At 61.3% G+C, this 21,780-nt stretch carries 17 protein-coding genes; 15 read left to right on the top strand and 2 right to left on the bottom strand.

The genetic code is table 11. From position 1 onward, the window contains the following. Positions 1 to 2: 2 nt before the first annotated feature. Positions 3 to 2,801, bottom strand: a complete 2,799-nt coding sequence (locus tag HY30_RS17155; protein ID WP_162176971.1) for a glycosyl hydrolase 115 family protein — start codon at positions 2,799 to 2,801, stop codon at positions 3 to 5. 281 nt (positions 2,802 to 3,082) lie between these two features. Between HY30_RS17155 and HY30_RS17150 the strand changes: the two genes are divergently transcribed. The 15 genes from HY30_RS17150 (at position 3,083) to HY30_RS17080 (ending at position 21,131) form a co-directional block, all read left to right on the top strand. Next, entirely contained in the window at positions 3,083 to 5,581 is a 2,499-nt protein-coding gene (locus HY30_RS17150; RefSeq protein ID WP_034743702.1) for a glycoside hydrolase family 3 protein, read from the top strand. Beyond that, positions 5,574 to 6,479 carry an aldose 1-epimerase gene (locus tag HY30_RS17145; RefSeq protein WP_051615643.1) on the top strand — a complete coding sequence of 302 codons (906 nt, stop codon included), beginning with the start codon at positions 5,574 to 5,576 and terminating at the stop codon, positions 6,477 to 6,479. Before HY30_RS17150 ends, HY30_RS17145 begins: the two co-directional genes overlap by 8 nt. A gap of 84 nt (positions 6,480 to 6,563) precedes the next feature. Beyond that, positions 6,564 to 6,800, top strand: a complete 237-nt coding sequence (locus tag HY30_RS17140; RefSeq protein WP_034743699.1) for a hypothetical protein — start codon at positions 6,564 to 6,566, stop codon at positions 6,798 to 6,800. Continuing rightward, positions 6,797 to 7,051: a hypothetical protein gene (locus HY30_RS17135; protein WP_034743696.1), complete on the top strand. Its 255-nt coding sequence runs from the start codon at positions 6,797 to 6,799 to the stop codon at positions 7,049 to 7,051. The genes HY30_RS17140 and HY30_RS17135 overlap by 4 nt, the downstream gene beginning before the upstream one ends. 18 nt (positions 7,052 to 7,069) lie before the next feature. Then, entirely contained in the window at positions 7,070 to 8,752 is a 1,683-nt protein-coding gene (locus HY30_RS17130; protein WP_034743693.1) for an N-acyl-D-amino-acid deacylase family protein, read from the top strand. After that, positions 8,749 to 9,711 carry an alpha/beta fold hydrolase gene (locus HY30_RS17125; RefSeq protein ID WP_034743690.1) on the top strand — a complete coding sequence of 321 codons (963 nt, stop codon included), beginning with the start codon at positions 8,749 to 8,751 and terminating at the stop codon, positions 9,709 to 9,711. The genes HY30_RS17130 and HY30_RS17125 overlap by 4 nt, the downstream gene beginning before the upstream one ends. Beyond that, positions 9,708 to 11,216, top strand: a complete 1,509-nt coding sequence (locus HY30_RS17120; RefSeq protein ID WP_034743686.1) for an NAD(P)/FAD-dependent oxidoreductase — start codon at positions 9,708 to 9,710, stop codon at positions 11,214 to 11,216. Before HY30_RS17125 ends, HY30_RS17120 begins: the two co-directional genes overlap by 4 nt. Positions 11,217 to 11,233: 17 nt before the next feature. Continuing rightward, positions 11,234 to 11,947: a TetR/AcrR family transcriptional regulator gene (locus HY30_RS17115; protein WP_241765769.1), complete on the top strand. Its 714-nt coding sequence runs from the start codon at positions 11,234 to 11,236 to the stop codon at positions 11,945 to 11,947. 114 nt (positions 11,948 to 12,061) lie between these two features. Next, on the top strand, positions 12,062 to 13,537 hold the full coding sequence (gene dacB, locus HY30_RS17110; protein ID WP_034743683.1) for a D-alanyl-D-alanine carboxypeptidase/D-alanyl-D-alanine endopeptidase: 1,476 nt from the start codon (positions 12,062 to 12,064) through the stop codon (positions 13,535 to 13,537). 203 nt (positions 13,538 to 13,740) lie between these two features. Beyond that, complete coding sequence (locus HY30_RS17105; protein ID WP_034743680.1) at positions 13,741 to 14,337, top strand: hypothetical protein; 597 nt, start codon at positions 13,741 to 13,743, stop codon at positions 14,335 to 14,337. A gap of 253 nt (positions 14,338 to 14,590) precedes the next feature. Beyond that, positions 14,591 to 15,256 (top strand): TetR/AcrR family transcriptional regulator, encoded by a 666-nt coding sequence (locus HY30_RS17100; RefSeq protein WP_051615641.1) that lies wholly within the window; start codon positions 14,591 to 14,593, stop codon positions 15,254 to 15,256. Positions 15,257 to 15,346: 90 nt separating this feature from the next. Next, a complete protein-coding gene (locus tag HY30_RS17095) occupies positions 15,347 to 17,911 on the top strand; it encodes a TonB-dependent receptor (RefSeq protein ID WP_034743677.1) in 2,565 nt (854 codons plus the stop codon). A gap of 3 nt (positions 17,912 to 17,914) precedes the next feature. Next, a complete protein-coding gene (locus HY30_RS17090; RefSeq protein ID WP_034743674.1) occupies positions 17,915 to 19,348 on the top strand; it encodes an MFS transporter in 1,434 nt (477 codons plus the stop codon). Positions 19,349 to 19,540: 192 nt separating this feature from the next. Further along, positions 19,541 to 20,221 carry a TetR/AcrR family transcriptional regulator gene (locus tag HY30_RS19540; RefSeq protein ID WP_051615640.1) on the top strand — a complete coding sequence of 227 codons (681 nt, stop codon included), beginning with the start codon at positions 19,541 to 19,543 and terminating at the stop codon, positions 20,219 to 20,221. A 133-nt stretch (positions 20,222 to 20,354) separates the two neighbouring features. Then, positions 20,355 to 21,131, top strand: a complete 777-nt coding sequence (locus HY30_RS17080) for an IclR family transcriptional regulator (RefSeq protein ID WP_034743671.1) — start codon at positions 20,355 to 20,357, stop codon at positions 21,129 to 21,131. Here the strand turns inward: HY30_RS17080 and HY30_RS17075 are convergent. Then, positions 21,128 to 21,457 (bottom strand): L-rhamnose mutarotase, encoded by a 330-nt coding sequence (locus tag HY30_RS17075; RefSeq protein ID WP_034743667.1) that lies wholly within the window; start codon positions 21,455 to 21,457, stop codon positions 21,128 to 21,130. The genes HY30_RS17080 and HY30_RS17075 overlap by 4 nt on opposite strands. Positions 21,458 to 21,780: the final 323 nt, after the last annotated feature.

The raw sequence follows: 21,780 nt of genomic DNA, 5'->3' as shown, positions 1-21,780 counted from the left end.
GCCTAGTTGCCAGCCTGAACGCTCGGCGGCGGTCCCAGATAGGACGGGGGCAGAGGCCGCCGCGCGACCGTGACATGCTGGAACACCACACCGGGATCAACGGCCCATAGTGTGACGCGCTGCACGCCCGCGGCCTCTATCCTGTGTTTTGTCTCCTGAACGTTTGCATAATCGGCGACAGTCTTCTCCCATGCGGCCTGCGACGTGTCGGCATTGATGTTGACCACCTGCGGCGCCTCGTCATTCACGGAGACGGCATATTTCAGCCCCCCCTTGCCGCGAAAATCGAGACTGGGCGCCAAGGTCGTATAGACCGTATAGTCACCCGGCTCTGTGACGTAGATATCGTAAGACAGGCTTGGAGAACCGGCCGCCCCCGGCACCTGGCTATCAGCCGTCACCGGAAACACGCTGATACTGTCACCCGTCCGGCCTAGGTTCGGGATCACCTTCCAGGTCACCTCCACGCCATCCTGAACAGTCTGCGCCGCACTCGCTGCAAAGCTGACAATGCCATCCGTTTCGACAAAGGCATCGCTGCCCGCTGGCACACTGAACTTATGCGTCGGAACGCTGACAGGTATGCGCACGTCGCCGCTCGTGACCCACACTGTCGCATCGGCCCGCCCCTCGGGCGCAAGGTGCCAGTCGATCGAGACAGTCACGGGGCTTTGTATCGCAACCTCTGCTTCGGGCGCAGACACCTCGACCCAGTCTGCATCCGACATGACCGCAAATTCAAACGGCGCCTGTCCGCGATTGAACACATCGAATGTCTGCACTGAACGGCCATAAGGCGCGAACAGAGGCATCGTTAGCTTGGTATCAGACCCCGTCGAAATCGCCTCCGTCCCCGGAACAGTGACGCCCAGCCCCGCCGCTTCCGGAACCTCAATGCGCACCGTCTCCGGCTTGTTGTCTTGCTCGGGCTGTTGCCAGTACGTGTAGCCGATATGGGTCTGGGCCATCATGTGGTTCCATTTCCCGTCAGCGATGTCCTCGTGATAGATTCGCGTCAGCTCATCATCCTTCTCGAACAGGGCATCGACCCTGTCCGCCATGGCGTTAGTCTCGGCGCGGCCCTGCCTAGCGTAGAGCTGGTTCTTCGCGGCCGCCACATAGAGCGCATACAGGTTCGCTGCTGCATGGATCGGAAACCACACCAGCTGCCTGTAAGCGTCCTGATAGGATTCCGGCAGCTGCTCGCCGACAGATGTCGCGCGTTCCGCCAGCGCCTCATATTCGGCGACAATCCGGTTCGCCTCATTGAAATTGACCAAGCTGTATGTGCCAGGCTCCAGCAGCTCCGGCTTCCGCCGCGCATTGAAGCGCGTATAGGCCGTCAGCATCTCGCCGATCTCTGCCGCATGCTCGGGCCCGAACTGTTCCGCAGCCCATGTCTCCGGATAATCCGCCAGCCGTTCCAGCGGCAAGTCAGACGGGTCCCACGCCATGTCCATGAAGAAGCTGATCGGGAATTCCATAGGCTTCAGGTCACCGACATTCACGATCCATATCTGCTTGGCGCCGTATGCATCGGCGAGGTTCATCTGTTCCCACACGCGCTCGATCTGCGTCGTGTTGATCCATTTATAGTTCCGGGGGTCGCCCACATAATCAAAGTGGTAGTAGACCCCATAGCCGCCGGGCCGCTCACTCCCCAGCTCCGGCAGGCGGCGGATATTGCCCCAATTATCATCGGCAAACAGCAGCGTGACGTCGCCGGGCGCATCCATGCCCTTGTCGTAATAATCCTGCACTTCCTTGTAGAGCGCCCAGAGCTGCGGCGTCTCTTCCGCAGGCGCGCCGGTCACGTCTTCGATGATCTTGCGCTGGTCCGAGACGATCTCTTCAAGCAGGTCAATCGCCGTGCCCTCTGCCATCGCCTCATCGCCATCGCCGCGCATGCCGATCGTCACGATTGCCTCGTGGTCGCCAATTCGCTCGACGCCATAACGCCAGAAATCCTGCAGCGTGTCCTTGTTGGTGGCATAGTTCCAGTCGCCCTCGCCATAGCGCTCCCACTCCACATGAGCGCGACCCAGCGGTTCGTGATGGGATGTGCCGATGACGATGCCGTATTCATCGGCCAGCACGGCGTTCATCGGGTCGTCATCATAGAACGCCTTGCCCCACATGGCGGGCCACAGGTAATTGGCCTTCTGGCGCAGCAGCAGTTCGAAAACGCGCTCGTAGAAGGCGTGATTGAAGCCGCCGAATGTCTCGTTTACCCAGTCGAGTAGGGCAGGGTTCTCGTCGTTCAGGAAGATGCCGCGATACTTGACCTCCGGCTTTTCCACACGCCGCCCAGGCGCCACGTAGAGCGCATCGACCGGCGCGATCGGCACGTCGGCCCACCAGTTCCACGGCGACACGCCGGCCCGGTCCAGCAGGTCATAGACGCCATAGATCGTCCCACGCTTGTCCGAGCCGGTGATGACGAGCGCACGCTCCACGCCATCGAAAGGGCGCTCCACAACTTCCTGAGCGAACGCTTCCCATTCCCCGCTTAGGCCCGTGTCCGTCACATGGCCACTGGCCTTCAGGTCCGCGATCCAGCGCGACTTCGCGAGCGAGCCGACAATGATCAGGTTGTCCGCATGTTTTGGAATGGCCGTGTTGATCTCAGGGCGGGCAGACCCGCGGGCTTCGAGGTCGGCTTGCAGGTTGCGCACGGCGCGCAGAATTCCCGGATCATCGTCCGGATCAACGAGAATGGTCGTCGCCACGCCATTCTCGAAAAGCGGGAAGCCTCGCGCGCCTTGCTCGGTGGAAACCTGCGCGGCTGGCGCATCGGACAAAAGCTCCGCAACAGGCGGCACCTGTGCGCAGGCCGAAGGAATCATGCAGAAAAACAGGGCTAAGAGCGGGGTCAGAATAGTCGGGATAAACGATCTTCGCGCCGGATGAATCATGATGTTTTCTCCCCTGAGTTCGTTTCCCGTTGAACCGGGGCTCATTTTCGTTTAGCCAAAATGTTAACGCCATCATTTTTCCGCGCAACCCTTCTTCCGAAGGGGCCGCAAAATGGATGGCGACCCATAATGCCCGCAAAGGGTGAATCATCCCGGGAGGAACAGGAATGGCAATGGACTCGCAAAAAGGGGCACTGCTCGGCTTTTCAGCCTTGCTGCTGGCAGCCTGCAACACAGCGGCACCCGCAAATCTCGATAGCGCCGAGACACAGCAACCCGCACCGGAGGCTCAAGCGGCCCTGGAAGGTGAGGTTGAACTCTGGCCTGCTGTCGAAAGCAACCTAATCGATCCTGACATTGAAGCACGCATCGATGAGCTGATGGCCAGGATGACGATCGAGCAGAAGGTCGGCCAGGTCATTCAGGCTGATAACGGATCGGTCACGCCGGAAGAGGTCAAGGAATACCGGCTCGGTTCCGTCCTGAGCGGCGGCAATTCCGGCCCCAATGGCAAGCAATACGGAACCGCTGACGAATGGGTCGCGGCAGTTGATGCCTATTATATGGCGTCCGTCGACCCCGAAGGCGTTGAAGTTGCCATCCCGATCCTCTGGGGCATCGATGCGGTCCACGGCCATAATAATGTGATCGGCGGCACGCTCTTCCCGCACAATATCGGGCTCGGCGCGATGCGCGACCCTGAGCTGATGGGCGAGATTGCCCGCGTCACCGCGGCGGAATTGCGCGTCACAGGCCATGACTGGACATTCGCGCCGACAGTGGCCGTGCCCCGCGACAGCCGCTGGGGACGCTCCTATGAAGGCTTCGGCGAAGACCCGGAAATTGTCAGCGCCTATTCCCCACGCATCGTGGAAGGCCTTCAGGGCGTTTTCGGCTCCGATGACTTCCTGAGCGACGAGCATGTCATCTCTACGGCCAAGCACTTCCTGGGGGATGGCGGTACAGACGGCGGCAAGGACCAGGGCGATGCCATCCTGCCGGAAGCCGATCTGGTGCGGTTGCATGCGGCTGGCTATCCGCCCGCCATTGAAGCCGGCGCCCTTTCTGTCATGGCGTCCTTCTCAAGCTGGAACGGCTCCAAGATTCATGGCGATCATTACCTGCTCACCGATGTCCTGAAGGGGCGTATGGGCTTCAACGGATTCGTCGTGGGGGACTGGAATGCGCATGGCCAGCTGGAGGGATGTACAACTGAAGACTGCCCGGCAGCGCTGCTCGCCGGCCTCGACATGTATATGGCGCCTGACAGCTGGAAGGGCCTCTACAAGAACACGCTCGCCGAAGTGAAATCCGGCGAAATCCCGATGGCCCGCCTCGATGATGCCGTCCGCCGCATCCTGCGCGCCAAGTTCTATTACAAGGTCTTCGACCAGGCGCGCCCGTCTGAGCGTCCGCTGTCAGGACGGACGGAGATTCTCGGTTCTCCCGAGCATCGCGCCGTGGCACGCCAAGCCGTGAGGGAATCGCTTGTTCTCCTCAAGAATGAAGGCTCCGTCCTTCCCATCAAACCGGATGCAAAGATTCTCGTGGCCGGTAACGGCGCCGACAATATTTCCAAACAGGCGGGCGGCTGGACCCTGACATGGCAGGGCGGCGGCATGTCGAACGACCTCTTCCCGAATGCCGATTCCATACTGGATGGGCTCCAGGGCGCTGCTGCGAATGTCACGTATAACGCAGATGGCAGCTACACGGCCAAGCCGGACGTCGCCATCATCGTCTTCGGTGAAGAGCCGTATGCGGAATTCCGCGGAGACGTCGACCACCTCGCCTATGACATTGATGGCACGAAAGAACGCAACCTGCTCCAGAAGCTGAAGGCAGACGGCATCCCCGTGGTGACAGTCTTCCTCTCTGGCCGTCCGATGTGGGTGAATCCGGAACTCAATGCGTCTGATGCCTTTGTCGCCGCATGGTGGCCGGGCAGCGAAGGCGCCGGCATTGCCGACCTCCTCATCGCCGATGCCGAAGGCCAGCCGCGTTACGACTTCACCGGCAAGCTTTCATTCTCCTGGCCGCGCGCCGCCGACCAGCAGCCGCTGAATGTTGGCGACGCTGTCTACGATCCGCTCTTCGCCTATGGCTATGGCCTCTCCTATGCCGCGCCGGGCGCTGTCCCATCTGATCTTGATGAAACGGTCAGTGCCGACCTCGTGTCAGCGCGCGCCAACAGCGTCTTCTTCGAGAATGGCAGCTTCGTCTCCGACTGGGCGGCGGAGCTCACGGGCGACGTCACGCAATCCCGCGTCGACCACAACGCCCAGGAAGACGCGCTCCTCTTCACCTTCGGCGGGGCAGGGGGCAGCGTCGCCTTCAAGGACGGCACGGCCCGCGATTTCCTGCGCGAAACCAATGGCGACATGGAACTGACGCTGATGCTGAAGTCCAGCACGGCCGGCAAGGTCGAGATCGGCATGCAGTGCGAAGCCGATGATTGCGCGGGCTATGACACGCTCCCGGCCGAGGTCGCCAATGCGAATGAATGGACCGAGGTCCGCCTCTCGCTCAGCTGCCTCACGGCCATGGACATGAAAGCCGTGACATCGCCCTTCAGTCTCAAGGTAGAGGGCGCAGGTACGGTCGCCGTGACGGATGTCCATTTCTCCGAAGATGAAGATGCGCAGGAAACCTGTCTGAGTGAATAATACTGATCTTACGCGCACGACGGCCAGTCCTGCACAGGCCGTCGTGCGCATCGCCGCCCATGGATATGAAGTCGAGATCGACGCGGCTCGCGGCGGCCGCATCGTCTCAGCCACGTATGAAGGCGTGGACATCCTCCGGCGCGACCTGACGACTGGTCCGTCCAGCGCGCTGGAGTCCGCCTGCTTCCCCCTCGTTCCCTATTCCAACCGAATCCGGCGGGGCCAATTCACTTTCGAGGGCAAGACGCACCAGCTCGCACCCAACTGGGAAGGCGACGAACATGTCATCCATGGCGAGGGCTGGCAGCGTGCGTGGGATGTCGTGGAGCAGGACAGTTCCCGCGCCGTGCTTCGCCTCACCGGCGGCAATGGCTGGCCCTGGCCCTATGAATGCCTGCAGGAAATAACCGTCGGCAAGGCGGGCATAGGCCTGTCGCTCACACTCCGGAACACCGGCCAAACGCCCATGCCGGCAGGCCTCGGCTTCCATCCCTATTTCCCGCGCACAGCCTCCACACGCCTCCAGTTCGCTGCCAAACGCATCTGGCCACCCCTGGGCGACACGGCCCCCACGCCGAAGGCTCCCGACAGCACCAACAGTTTCGCCACGCTCCGCCTGGTCTCGAATTGCGTCCTCGATCACTGTTTCGACGGCTGGCCCGGAACGGCGCGCATCACGCAGGCCGACGCAGGCCTCGACCTCACCCTCAAGGCAACGGGCGACGCGACCCATTGCGTCGTCTACACGCCCGCGAATGAACCTTATTTCTGTTTCGAACCCGTAACGCACTGCACCGGCGCCTTCGAGGCGGACGACATGCGCGAGGCGGGCCTCAGAATCCTGCAGCCTGGCGAAACCCTCCACCTCGGCGTCACGATCGGCGCACGCCGCCTCTAACCCGCCCCATTCCCTTCCTCTGCGTCATAGCTTGTCAAATAATTAGAACGCGTTCTAATTATGAAAAATGACGGAGGAATACATATGCCGGTTGAACAGCTTTCGCGCGTTCGCAAATCCATCCTGCCCCAAGTAGGGGACGACTGGAGCCATATCGCCAGTCGCGAACTGCCGGATCTTTCCGAAAAAGACGCCATCGCCAGCCTTCAAAGCTGGAACCTCCACGTCTACATGCGCGCCGCGGCCCGCATGGGCACGGGCAGCAACAACATCCTGCCGAGCGATGTGATCTTCGTTGAGCCGCCGCTCGCTTACGGATGAGCGGCGCGGTCATCAGCCGGGTCGAACTCGCCGCAGCCCATGACGGGGATGCCGAGCTCAACGTGACCCTGCAATACGAGAATGGCGGCCAGACACTTGTCGCCCTCGATGAATATGCCGTGCGTGTCCTGATGGACAGCTGCGGCGCGACCACGCCGGACGCCCTGATCGGGCAGGGCTGGCACCATGTGCGCGATGCCCTTGAGGCCGCGTCGAACAGATTTGTGAATTCGAATTCAACACAACAATAATAATGGAGGGACATCGACATGTATGATCTTGTCATCAGGAATGGAAAAGTGGTCGACGGCTCAGGCCTGCCGGCTTTCAAGGCCGACGTGGCCGTCATGGGCAATCGCATCGTCAAGATCGGCCAGGTGCCGGAATCCGCACGCGAGGAAATCGACGCCGCCGGCAAGATCGTCGCGCCGGGCTTCATTGATCCCCACACCCACTTCGATGCCCAGCTCCTCTGGGATGGCTGCGCCAAGCCGGCCCTCGCGCACGGCGTCACGACCATCGTGCCCGGCAACTGCTCGCTCTCGCTCGCGCCGCTCAAGGCCAAGCACCGCATGAGACTGGTCGGCATGTTCAACCAGATCGAAGAGATGCCGCTCAAGGCCTTCAAGGAAGGCGTCGTCTGGGACTGGGAAACATTCTCCGAATACATCACGCGCATCCGCAAGGGCCTCGCCATCAATGTGGCGCCGCTCGTCGGCCACTCGGTCATCCGTCTCTGGGTCATGAATGAAGCCGCCACCGAGCGCACGGCAACCGATGCCGAGATCGCCGAAATGCAGAGCGTCCTGCGTGAATGCCTCGATGCCGGCGCTGCCGGTCTCTCGACCAGCTATGTCGACATGGACGAAAAGCTCCAGCCGGTGCCAAGCCGCTACGCTGATGCCCGTGAAGTCGATGCCCTCGCCAGCGTGCTCGGCGAATATGGCCGCGTCCTGCAGATCGTGCCGGAATTCTACGATTCCGATCTCACCATCGCCCGCCTCGACCAGCTCGCCGAGCTGTCGCTGAAGTACAATATCCCGACCACGTTCTCGCCCCTCTTCATGAACGCCGACAATGTCGACGCCGTGAACCGTGTCATGGCCCGCGTTGACGAACAATTCGCCCGCGGCGCCCGCGTATGGCCACAGGTCCAGACCCGTCCCATCGACATCAGCTTCAGCTTCTCGGTGCCGAGCCTCCTCTTCATGCGCTTCCCCACCTGGTACAAGATCATGCGCTTCGGCACGCCGGACGAGATCAGTGCCTTCTTCAGCGACAGCGAAAATCGCGTGAAACTGATTGCGGAAGCCGCGCCGCTCGAGGGCCTCTGGCCTACCTTGATCCTGCGTCACGTCGAGACCGATGCGAACCAGAAATATGTCGGCAAGACGCTGAAAGAGATCGCCGAACTGCGCAAGACAACGCCGGTCGAAGCCATGATGGACCTGTCGGTCGAAGAGGGCCTCGAAGCCCACTTCCTGTCGGCCGGCATGGGCCACAATGATGATGCAAAGGTTGCTGGCCTGCTCAACCATCCGCGCGTCCATATCGGCGCCAGCGATGGCGGCGCGCACATCCTCTCCTTCTCCACCTATGGCGACACGGGCTACCTCTTCTCGCACTTCGTGCGCGACCTGAACCTGATGACGGTCGAATCCGCCGTGAAGAAGATCACGTCCGACACAGCCGCCATCTGGGGCATTCCGGAACGGGGCATGCTGAAGGAAGGCATGATTGCCGACATTGCAATCTTCGATCCCTCCACCATCGCGCGTGGCGAAGAGAAGTTCGTCAACGACGTTCCAGGTGACGGGCATCGCTATGTCCGCGACTCGCATGGCGTCGATACGGTTATCGTCGGCGGCGGCATCGCGTGGTCTGAAGCCAAGGGCTATCAGGACGCGCGCGGCGAAGTGCTTCCGGGCGTGCGCGAAATGGTAGCCGCATGAGCTGGCCGGGTGTCACGCAGCGTCGCATTGCCACCAACGGAATTGAACTGAACATTGCCGAAGCCGGCGAGGGGCCATTGGTGCTCCTCGTCCATGGCTTCCCGGAATCCTGGTATTCCTGGCGGCATCAGTTCAAGCCTTTGGCCGATGCCGGCTATCACGTCGTCGCGCCAGACATGCGCGGCTATGGCAAGAGCGACAAGCCGGAGGCCATCGAGGCTTATAACCAGGTCGAAGTGGTGAACGACATTGTCGGCCTCATCCCGGCGCTCGGCTATGAAACAGCCGTCGTGATCGGGCATGACTGGGGCGCGCCAACGGCCTGGGCCACAGCGCTCCACCATCCGGACAAGGTCCGGGCGGTCGGTGCCATGTCCGTGCCCTTCCTGCCGCGCTCGCCGGTTCCGCCCATGGCGATGCTCCGGGAAATGTACAAAGGCCAGTTCTTCTACCAACTCTATTTCTATGAGCCCGGTGTTGCGGAGGCCGAATTCGAGGCCGACATTCGCACCGCCTTGCGCAAGTTCCTCGTCATGGCTGGCGGAGAGACAGACCTCGCCGCCCTGCCGCCCAAGGCTGAAGACGATGACATGTTCTCGAGCCTGCCATATCCGGAAACGCTGCCAGACTGGGTGAGCGAAGAGGATCTCGATTTCTACGAGGCCGAGTTCAAGCGCTCCGGCATGCGCGGCCCGCTGAACTATTACCGCAACCATGACCTGACATGGAAAATGACCGAAGGCGCGCCGACGACCATTTCCCAGCCCGCCTTCTTCGTCGCGGGCAGTAATGACGGCGTCATCATGATGGCCGAAGAAGCCCTCAAGATCATGCCGATGTTCGTGACAGACCTGCGCATCAACAAGCTGATCCCCGGTGCCGGCCACTGGACCCAGCAGGAAGCGCCTGAAGCCGTCAACGAAACCATTCTCGACTTCCTCAAGGAGCTGGATGGATGACCGAATCCGTTCTCATCATCGGTGCGGGCATTGGTGGCCTTTGCACAGCGCTGGCGCTTGCGCCAACGGGCAGGGAGATCACGCTCATCGAGCGCGATGCGCCGCCGCCCGGCGATGATCCGGACACCGTCTTCCATGAGTGGAAGCACACGGGCGTCGGCCACCTGCGCCAGAGCCACGCCTTCCTCGCGCGCCTCAGGTCCATCATCAAGCGGGACCATCCACGCCTTATGCAGGAACTGCTCGACCTGGGCGTGCGCGAACTCACCTTCGACGCCATGCTCAGCGACCTGCAGCGGGATGATTACAGTCCCGAACCGAGCGACGCCGAACTCACCATCATCACCAGCCGCCGCACGACGCTTGAGCTGGCCATGCGCCGCTATGTCGGCAGCCTGGAAAACGTCACCATCCGCTCCGGCTTCCTCGTGCGCCGTCTCATCACCGACAAGGGTACGGACGGTGTGCTCAACGTGCGCGGAGTCATCGGCGACAGCGACGGTGAAGAGGTCACGGCCAGCGCCGACATCATTGTCGACGCCTCCGGCAAGAACGGTTTCACGATCGACCAGCTGAAGGCCGATGGTGTCGACTTTCCGGAAGAAGCCGAATCCGCCGGCATCCTCTACTTCACGCGCCACTACCGCCTGAAGCCCGGCAAGGACGAACCCTCCCGCATCGACAACCCGCCCCCCAGCGGCGACCTCGGCTTCCTCAAGTTCGGCGTCTTCCCGGGCGACAATGGCTGCTTCTCGATCACGATGGCCGTGCCGGAAGTCGAGATGGAATTGCGCAAGGCCATCCTGAACCCCGACGTGTTCCACGCAATGACCCTGCTTCTGCCGGGCCTTGCCCCATGGACGGACTCGGAACGGTCCGATCCGGTCGGCAGAGTGCACGGCATGGGGGACCTGATCAGCCGCTGGCGTGATCTTGTGGTCGACGGCAAGCCGCTCACACGCCACTATTTCGCCCTCGGCGACACGCTGATCCGCACCAATCCGCTCTATGGACGCGGCTGCTCTTTCGCCGCCGTCAGCGGCCAGGTCCTGCGCGAGACACTGGACGAGACGTCCGATCCAGACGCCCGCTCCGTTGCCTTCCACCAGCGCCTCCTCACCGAGCTGAAACCCTATTACCTCAACCAGCGCGCCCAGGACCGCGCGGCCATCAAACGCGCCCGGCAGGCCCTAACGCCTGACTATAAACCGGGTTTTCGCGCCCGCCTCATGCAGGGCTTCTTCGACGACGGCGTCCGCATCGCCCTGCGCTACGACACGCGGCTGCTGCGCGATGCCATGCGCGGCTTCCACATGCTCGAGCATCCGAACAAATGGCTCGGCAAGCCCGGCAACTTCGCCAAGGTCATGTACTATTGGGCGCGCGGCCCCAAGCGCAACGCGGCGGCCTATCCGCCCAAGGCGGGCCCGGAGCGCAACGAGATGATCAAGGCATTGTCCCTCGACTATCAGGCTGATATCGACCGCATCGCGCAAGGGGCCTGAGCCCGATGGGAGAGGCAGTGACCGAAGAGACCGGCAAACGCGAGCAGGCCAAGGCCGAGCGGCGCTCCCGCATCGTCCAGGCCGCGCGCGACCTCATCCGCGAGACGGGCGACACCAACCTGTCCATGCGCATGATCGCCAAGCGCGCCGATGTCAGCCTCGCGACGCCGTACAACCTGTTCGGCTCCAAGCGCGCCGTCGTGCTCGCCGTGTTCGAGGACGAGCGCGACTTCGCCGTCCGCTTCAGCAAGATCAAGGCGGCCAATGCCCTGGAGCGCCTGTTCGAGGCGCAGGCCCTCGCCTCCAGCTATTTCACCGACGACCCGGACTTCTACCAGACCATCTGGAAAGCCCTCCTAGACACGCGCAGCCCGAATGACACCGGCCTTGCCACGCCCGAGCGCCTTGAGCGCAACAGCGCCGCCTGGCGCGCGCTGATCGAGGCGGCGCAGACCGAAGGCCTCATCAAGGCCAGCTTTGCGTCTGCAGCGCTGGAGCGGTCGCTCTCCTATTTCGCCAATGGCGTCATGCTCTCCTGGGTCCTCGGCACGCTCGAGACGCGCGACCTGCAGGCGACCGGTGCCCTTGGCTATGCCATCGCCTTGCGCGGCGTGGCCACGGGCAAGGGCATTGCCATCCTCGATGAGCGGATCGCCGCCCTCGAAGCCCTGCTGCACCACGAAGACGCCCCCGCGCCCGGCCGGAAACAGGCCGCAAGCCGCGGCGCCTGAGCCCGCTTTCCGGGCGCCCCGCGCCTCCGCCACCCCAAGCCCCCGTATTTCGCTTCCCGCGCAGCGCGCTCCTGCGCTAACGTCCCCCAAGGGAAAACCGACCGGGGGACACTGATGCCAAACCGCTGCCGCAGCCTGCTGCTCCTGGCCTGCCTCCTGCTCGCCGCCTGCGTCACGCCCCTGCAGCGCGACCTCGACACCACGCTCAATCCGCCCGAAATCGCCGGCATCCGCTGGGGCCTCCTCGTCACGGATGGGCAGGGCCGCGAGATCGCCGCCATCAATCCCGACCAGCGCTTCCTCCCGGCCTCCAACACCAAGCTCTTCACCACAGCCGCCGCCTTCCGCTGGCAGGACGATCTCGCCGCCATGCTCCCGCGCCTCGCCACCTTCGTCGCCCTCGAGGATGTCGGCGAAACCGGCGCCCCCACGCTCGTCCTCCATGGACGCGGCGACCCCCACCTCACCGACACGCCGGACTGCGAAGTCCGCTGCCTCGCCACGCTGGCCGACGCCGTTTCCGCCATCGGCCTCACCGAGATCACCCATGTCGTCGGCGACGACACATGGTTCCCGGATGAGCGCTGGGGCCCCGGCTGGAGCTGGGACGACCTGCAGACCTCCTACGGCACCGCCACATCCGCCCTCACCGTCAACGACAATGCCGCCACGCTCATCGTCGCCCCCGCGAGCGAAGGCGCCCCGGCAAATGTCACCTGGGCCCTGGGCGACGCCGCCTACACAATCGTCAACGACACAGTCACGGCAGAGTGGCCGGGGCAGGGCGACGAGGCGCCCGAAGACGATCTCATCGTCTCCCATCTGCCCGGTACAGCCATCGTGCACGTCGCCGGCCACGTCCCGCCCGGCAGCGCCCCGCGCAGCTTCGCCCTCGGCCTTGACGATCCGGCCCTCAGTGCCGCCACGCGCCTCACCGCCCTGCTGCAGGCACGCGGCATCACAGTCGAAGGCCCGCCCATGGCCCGTCATCGTCCGCCCGGCACGCCGCCCGAGGCCGCCTTCACCGGCTTGGACGATGGCGACCCGCCGCTTGCCGCGCTGGCCCCGCCCGCCTTTCCCGAAGCGCTGACCGACATTTCCAAGGACAGCCAGAATCTCTATGCCGAACTCATGCTGCGCCATCTCGGCCACATCGATGAAGACGGCGCAGCCGAGGCCGGTCTCGCCCGCGTCGACACCCTGCTGGAAGAGGCAGGCGCCGCCCCAAACGGCCACGACCTCTTCGATGGCTCCGGCATGTCGGTCTATAACCGCGTCAGCCCACGGACCATCGTCACACTGCTCACCTACGCCGCCGCTCAGGACTGGGGCAGGGCATGGAAAGACACATTCCCCATTGGCGGCGTCGACGGCTCACTGGAACGCCGCTTCCGCGGCACAATTCTCGAAGGCCGGATCTTCGCCAAGACCGGCACGCTCAAAGGCACCAACGCCCTCTCCGGCTACCTGACCGCCGCCAGCGGCCAAACCCTCACCTTCGCCATAATCGCCAACGAACGCCCCCTCGCCGTGTCATCCGCCACGCCAATGATGGACGCCGCTTTGGTGAGGATTGCGGAGCGGAACTGAACCTATTCCCTTCGCCCAAGGGAGAAGGGGGCGCGCCTCACACATATCACCCCACATCCACAGTCCCGGCGAAAGCCGGGACCTCATGCAATGCAAGAAAGTCCCGTAGGGTGAATCAAGCGCAACGACACCCAACATCTCGCGCCCCTCCCTCTTCCCCCACCTTATCCAACCCTAATCCCGCCCGGCCTATACTGGCGGCCATGAGCAACTCGTCCGCCTTCGTCAGTCACGGCATCGCCCATGCGCAGCGTGCGCTGAGCGCCGTTGCCGCGATGACGAACGCACATCTCAACCCCTCCACCCTCAAACGCACGCTCGCACAGCGCGCCCGGGCGGAACTCGCGCGGCTCGAAATCATCATCCGGCGGCTTCTCACTTTGATGGCGCTCGGACTCGTGCTGCCGCCGGTCTCCATTCGTGCATCTTCCGTGCATCCTTCGAGCACCGCGCGCATCGAGACGAAAGCCTCGGGCCGCCTCACGGGCCTCTCGCCCCGCCTCATGGGGCCGGACATGGACCGGGACGGGTTGTCGGCAGCGGCGCGATCCTGCGGCCCCGTTCAGGCCGCCCCGATCCTCGCCCGCCTTGCGGCGCTGCAGGAATTGCTCGCAGCCCCTGAAGCCCATGCCCGCCGCCTCGCCCGCAAGCTGGAGCGCCAGCGTAAGGCCGGAGACCCGGCCCCCATGGCGCTGCCCATGACCCGCACCCACCGCCTGCCGCCGGAACTCGGCGCCATCGCCACAGCCCTGCCGGAACTGCTGCGGGATGCGTTCAAGAGCTGGGAAAGTTCGGGCTGAGTCCACGACACAATTAGCCCTCCATGCCGGACGCCCCAAAGGGCGTTTCCGGTCGCACGTGCAACAGGCTGTACAATCGGCGCGGACTTTGAGACAAAGTCTGACCATTCCTCCCGGCATTTGCCCGTCGCGACACTTGCGACGCGCACGAATCCAATCCGGCCGCTCGACCGGCCGGCAATCGCAAAGGGGCCCCGCGCCCTGATGCAGGCATAAGGACACGGCGCAAAGCGTCGTGCCAAAAGGGGGAAGAATGAAACAATCGGAACGGCGCAAGCAATCGTCGGACAAGCTGATCAATGCCTATCTCGAACTGGCGGCGGAAGAGGGGGTTTCGGCGCTCACCTTCGACAAGATCGGCCTCAGGGCCGGCTATAGCCGCAACCTGGCCTTCCACAAGTTCGGCTCCAAGAGCGGCCTTCTGGATGCGGTCATCAATCATCTTCATGATTCGATGGAGGACGTCCGCCACGAGGCCGACCTCGAGACCCTGTCGGGCCTCGACGCCTTGCTGCTCTATTGCGCGATCCATTTCGAATCGCTTGAGGAACAGGTCGATATCCGCGCCTATATCGTGCTGATGAGCGAGGCCATCGCCACCTTGTCCGATGTCAGGCCCCTTTTTGCCCAGTCGCATGTCCGGGCGAACACCGAATTGCGGCGCCTTTTCACGCGCGGTCTCGCCGACGGATCCCTCCGCAAGGACGTGGATATCGAGATGGCCGTGATGATGATAACGACCCAGCTGATCGGCATGTCGTGCCAGTTTCTCATCGATCCGGCCTTTCCGGTGAAGGCGGCGGGGGCCGAACTGCAATCGCTCATCCGCAATGCCTATGGCACAAGCCAGCGGATAGGAGTGCGCAATGATGCCCCTCCCAGGGCTGGCGCAACGGCAACCCGGCTCCGACAAAGATAACACTATACAACTAGATTAATCGATATTAGCCTCCCAACAATGCTGCACCGGAGAGTGCGGTCGATGAATATATTCTGGGAGGAATAATCGATGAGACAGTCTTTGCTGCTGGCGGCTGCCAGCGTAGTTGCCCTCACTGCCGCAGGGCATGCCTGGGCGCAGGAAGCCGACGACACGACGGACGTCCGGCGGCTCGACCAGGTCACGGTCACGGCCGTGAAACGCGAGCAGGATCTGAACGAGGTTCCCGTCTCGGTGACGGCCTTTACGGCCGATACGCGCCAGGAACTCGGTCTGGCCAACCTGTCCGATTTCGCGCGCTTCACGCCAAGCCTTGCCTTCTCGGCCGGCGATGACCGCGTTTTCGTCCGCGGTGTCGGCCGTCAGACCAATACGAACGGGTCGGATCCGGGCGTCGCGACCTATTCTGACGGCATCTATGACGCATCGACCTCCGCCGTCTCCAAGAGCGACTTCTTTGTCGACCGCGTCGAAGTCCTGCGCGGGCCCCAGGGCACGCTCTATGGACGCAACTCCATCGGCGGCGCGATCAACGTCGTTTCGAAACGGCCAACGGATGTCTTCTCGGCCGACAGCCGCCTGACGATCGGCAATTTTGAAACCACCTCGATTGAAGCCAGCGTTGCCGGCCCGCTCAGCGACAAGGTTCGCGCCAAGCTGGCGGGCTCCTTCAGGGATCAGGGGGAAGGCTATCTTGAAAACGTCGCCGGCGGCCCCAGCGAGGCGGGCAGGGGAGAAACCAGCTATCTCGAACTCCAGCTGGAAGCCGACCCGACCGACAACCTGTCCCTTTGGTTCAAGGCGGACACGAATAGTGCGGATGTCTATAACCGCGCAACGAACTCTTCCGGTTCCTATGATTATTCCCCGTTCCCGACCGGCAACCTGACCCCCGGCGCGGCCTTCGGCTATCTCCTGCCGACCTACAATCAGGAAGGCACAGCCACGGAAAATCCGGGTATCAACGACATCCGGAAATTCAGCACCAACACACCGACAAAATCCAAGCTCGACGACAGCCTCGGTCTCTCGACGATTGCGACCTGGAGCCTCCCGACGATCGACATCAAATACATGGGCGGCTACCGCACCTATGTTTATGACTCCTACCGGGACGATGACGAGACCAGCATGGTCTCCTATCAATACCCGCTTGATCCGGCGAACGTCGCAGCGGGCGAAGTCTTCACGGGCGGTCCAAACTGCCAGTGGTATCTGGAGAATGTCGGGCCGATCTGTAGCGCCGCCACGATCTATCCATCGCTGACGTTCGGCTACATCGAGGACAAGTCCTTCTGGAGCCACGAGCTCAACATCCAGTCCACAGAAGATTCGGACATTTGGTGGATTGTCGGTGCGTATTATTTCGAAGAGGATTTCCATCAGGAATCCCACTTCGGCAACAGTGCCCAGCCCGAAATCATGGCCCCGTACGGCGCGGCCCCCAACCCGAGCGGCGACTATGTTACGGCGCTGTCGGACCTGACAACGAAATCCTACGCGCTCTTCGGGCAGGTCGATTATGATCTCACTGACACCGTCACGCTGACCGGCGGCCTGCGTTACTCTTCGGACGAGAAGGCCGGGTCGGAACAGTTGCGTGTCATTGGCTACGGCATCGTCCCGGGCTTTACGCTCGGTGGTTCAGGCAATCTCGCGCCTGCGCTCGATCTGACGGCCGCTTCTGTTTCCTATGCCGACGCCCAAGGCGTTGCGAGCGACGTGACGATTGATCCGGCGACGGGTCTTGCGAGGCGCGAACTCTCAAACGACTGGAGCGCCATTTCGGGCGTTGCCGGCATTCAGTGGCAACCTAGCGCGGACCAGAACTATTTCTTCCGCTATAGCCGTGGTTACAAGTCGGGCGGTTTCAATGCCGGGGGTATCAGCCAGTTCCCGCAGACAGACGAGGAATTGCTCGATTCCTATGAAGTCGGCGCCAAGCGCACGTTCGGTGATGAGCTTCAGCTGAATGCCACGGCCTATTATTACGCCTATGATGGCCTCCAGGTGCCTCTGGATTCCGTTGAAAACGGCCTGACCCTCACGCGCTTCTTCAACATAGAAGACTCCCGCGCCATGGGTCTGGAACTCGAAGCCATGTGGACGCCCACGGACGACCTTCGTTTCATGTTCAGCTATGCCTATAATGACTCGGAAGTCCGCAGCGCATGCTGTTTCGTCGACAATGTCGACCCGACTGCCAGCCAGCCAGGCGCTCAGCCGTCAGGCCCAACCAATGCTGCTGGCAGCCAGCCGCAAAACCTCAAAGGCGAAATGCTTCCGCGCACCGTGCCGAACAAGGTTGGCCTGAATGCCAGCTACGATATCCCGCTTGGTGAGAATGGCGACCTGACCCTTTCGGGTAACTATTCCTGGCAGGACGCGACCTATCACGGCATCTTCAACCGGCCCTATACGCAAACGCCGACCTTCGATCAGGTCGACTTTATCGGCGTATGGAGAAGCGCAGACCAGACCTATGTCGTCACGGCCTATGTGAAGAATGCCTTTGACGAGCAAGGCTATGATGGATCGAGGGGTGGCTTGCTGTCCTTCCCGCCGGGGATTGAGCAGACCTATTACCTGACACCGCCGCGTACATTCGGTGTCCAACTCGAACTGCACTTCTAACCTGTGGAAAAGGCTGCCAAACTCCCGTGGTCCACGAAGGCCGTCTACGGTCTCGGAACGATTGCGTTCGGCATCAAGGACAACGGCTTCAACGCGCTGCTGATGATCTATTATAATCAGGTCATCGGCTTGCCGGCGGCCTGGGTCGGTGCCGCGATCATGATTGCCATGGTCGCGGATGCCGTACTCGATCCGGTCGTAGGGCAGTGGTCTGACAGTCTGAGGACACGCTGGGGACGGAGGCATCCATTCATGTATGCCTCTGTCCTCCCGGTTGGCCTTTTCTATCTTCTGCTATGGATGCCGCCCGCATTTGAGTCGCATCTTCTCCTGTTCACTTACTTGCTGGTCATGACCAGTCTGACCCGCATAGCCATAGGCGTCTATGAGGTGCCGTCCACGGCCCTGCTTGCCGAGTTCACGCAGGACTATGACGAGCGGACGGAGCTTGTCGCGTATCGCTTTTTCTTTGGCGTTGTCGGCGGCATCATGATGGGTATCTTTGTGTTCGCGTTCATATTCGCGAACGATCCCGCTGCGCCGGGAGGACTGCTCGATAAGGTCGGTTATATCAAATATGCCTGGATCGCGGCGCCCTTGATGGCGCTGGCGATATTCATCTCCAGCATCGGTACGCATAGCCGCGTTTCGGCGCTGATTCATTCGCCTCCGCCTCCGCGGAGAGGGGCGCTGACCGTGGCGAAGGAAATGTTTTCGACGCTGTTTCACAGGGTCAATGCACCCATTCTGTTCTCGAGCATGCTCGGCGCCATGTCGGGCGGGCTTTATGCGGCGCTGGGTGTTTATATCCAGACCTACTTCTGGGGCCTTTCCGCGAACAATATCGCCACGCTGACAGCAGGTAATCTTGTCGGTGTAATCCTAGCTTTCGTCATTGTGTTGCCCTTGTCCAAATCGTTCGGCAAGAAATGGACAACGCTTGTACTCTACATGGTTACACTGATCGCCATGGTCGCGCCGATCCTGCTGAATCTGGTCGGGCTGTTTCCGGGGATAGGGCATCCATTGCTCATGCCGCTCCTCTTCATCTTTGCAATGATCGTTGCTGCTGCGGTCATTGCGGCGGCCATTTTGAATGTATCCATGGTGGCGGACGTGATCGAGCAGATTGAGCTCTCGACAGGGCGACAATCCGAAGGACTGATTTTTTCCGCGACCTCAATGGTCAACAAGACGATTTCGGGCATGGGTGTGCTCGCGTCCGGCTTCCTGTTGACGCTTGTCGGCTTTCCCGATGACGCCAAGCCGGGTGCTGTTGATATCGCGACGGTCAATCACCTGGCCCTCTATTTCGTTCTGGCCATCATGTTCTTCACACTTGCTGCACTTTTGAGCCTGACATTCTATCCGGTGACGCGGAGCGACCATCAATCAGCGGTCGATGAACTCGCGCGGCGTCGCGCCACGAATGTATGAGGCATATTATGACGTATGCTCGTGAATGCAGCATCATTCGCTTTGCTGCTGAAAAATCCTATGAATTGCGTGCCGTAGGCCGCAATCATGACGAAAGGGCTGACCGCATTTCTTTGACGGGGTCGATCAGGCTCAATAAATGTTCATTCTAGACAAGAGGTCCCGAAACTGAGCGGGGCTGAGAGACTTACAATGCCAAGACCTCCCGAGCCGGACGAAACACCGAAAGCAGGCGAAAGCCCGGATACTGTTGTTTCCGAAGAGATCAAATATCCAAGACGTACGGCGCGGCGCAAGCTGACACGCGAGAAGATCATTCGTGCGGCTGCCCGGCTCTTCAATGAGGCCGGATATGCTGCGACGACCATGCAGAACATTGCGGATGCCGCAGACGTCCACGTCACGACATTGTTCATGCATTTCAATTCCAAGGCTGATCTTGCGACTGAATTCGGGATTGCGGCGACCGATGAATTGCGTAAGCGCGCTTTTGCTGCGCGCGACACTGTCCCTTTTCTGGATTTCTTCCGGGCCGAGCTGGAGAGGGCGGTCATCGTGTCCAAGAAGCAGTCCAGTCAGAGCTTGATGCTTTGGCACGGACTTCGGGAAGAGAAGGATCTCGCCTACGCGCTGGCGGCTTATGAGCAGGCGCTCAGGGATATTTACGCCGAGTATGTCGCTCATGTGTACAGTCTGGACCGGACCAACGATTTCCGTCCGGACATTATTGCGGCCATTCTTGTTTCCAGTGTCAGCCTGGCAAATGACAAATGGGTTGAGGCGCCAAACGTGATTGACCTGAGCGCGGAATTGTCCCGGGCTGTGAGCGTCGCAGAGACAGCCGTTTTGGCCATTCTTGATCAGCTGGACTAGAGCCCTTTCCCCCTTGTCATATACGGGGTTTTGATTTTTGAAGCCGTGAAGTCGGGCGTGCATACAAGGTTGCCGATTTCTTCATTTGCTTCATATATGAAACGTAGCGTCAATTCTCCGGGGGTGGTTTGCGATGGCGGATAATACTTACAAGGCGCCGGCCCTCGAGAAGGGTCTCGACATACTGGAATGCCTTGCCAGCTTGAGAACACCGCAGTCGGTGTCTGATATCGCACGCAATCTCGGCCGGTCCCGCAGCGAGATTTACCGCATGGTCATCGTGCTCGAGATGCGCGGCTATGTTGAACGCACGGACGACCCTGAGAAGCTGCAGCTCTCGAACCGCCTGTTTGAGGTTGGCATGCGATCGCCTCCCAAACGGGACCTGCATGAAGCGGCCTTGCCGGAAATGGCCGCGCTGGCTTCGGCCATGAAGCAGTCGATCCAGCTGGCCGTGGTCAGCTCTGATCAGATCGTTGTCATTGCGCGCACGGAGAGCCCTGATGATGTCGGTTTCAGTGTCAGGCTCGGCTATCGCCGGTCGATCATGAAGTCCGCGTCTGGTCTCGTCCTGTTTGCCTTTGCCTCGCCGATGCACAAAATCAAGATGATAGAGGATCTGCATGCCGCCGACGTAGATGATGCTGCGATAGGCGTGTTGGAGACGGAAGCGGCCATTGCCCGCGAGAACGGCTTTGCGCGCATGCCGTCCCGTATCGTTGATGGTGTGACCGATATCGGCGCCCCGGTTTTCGATTCCACCAGCTCCGGCGCCGTGGCGAGCCTAACGGTGCCTTTCGTGGTGACGCGCGGCTCGCGCGTCTCCCTCGATGAAGCGCCCGGCATGGTCGCGGCGGCGGCCGGACGCATTTCCTCGGTACTCGGTTACACGCTGCCGCTCGAAAGCTAGTCGTGATGGAACACCTCTTCGAGAGGAACCCACCATTCCCCCGGCGCTGCTGACTCAAATGCCGATTGGCACGGATCGGTCAGCGCCCACCATTTCTGCGTTTCCGGATCGTCTGCCATCCGCTTCATGTCAGCCTCGATATCCGTGCCGTGGTATTCATAGATGCCGAACAGGATGTTCTCAGGTTCGCGCAGGAAGATGCTGTAGTTCCGAATATTGCATGCCGTGATCTGCTTTAGAATCCCGGGCCACGCATTGGCGTGGAGTTGCTTGTATTCGTCTTTCTTCTCGGGCTTCAAATAGATGGCCCAGGCCTTGCGCTGCATGTGGATATTCTCCCAGTCCTTGTTTTCGCTCGCATATGACGCGGACACTGCGTGCCATTGTTGCCGACTTCTGACCCCGCATAAAACCGCCAAACGGTGAGCGATCATAGCGGCCGGTGTTCGAGTATGAATTCCATAATCGACAACTGTCGGCAGAATAATGATGTTCATATGCAATCATAGTGCTTGCATATGAAACGTCGATTATCTATTACTTTTTTTAAAGCAGCCCGAACAGAGGCTGCGGATTCGGGAGGAAGTAGATGACCTTCAGCGTGAAGCGCTGGTGCGCCATCGTAAGGACTGGTCGCCAGTCGTACGAG

The organism is Hyphomonas chukchiensis (assembly GCF_000682695.1).
GTDB lineage: Bacteria > Pseudomonadota > Alphaproteobacteria > Caulobacterales > Hyphomonadaceae > Hyphomonas > Hyphomonas chukchiensis.
Note: the sequence above shows the minus strand (reverse complement) of the source record. Positions and strands in the feature narration are given on the sequence as shown.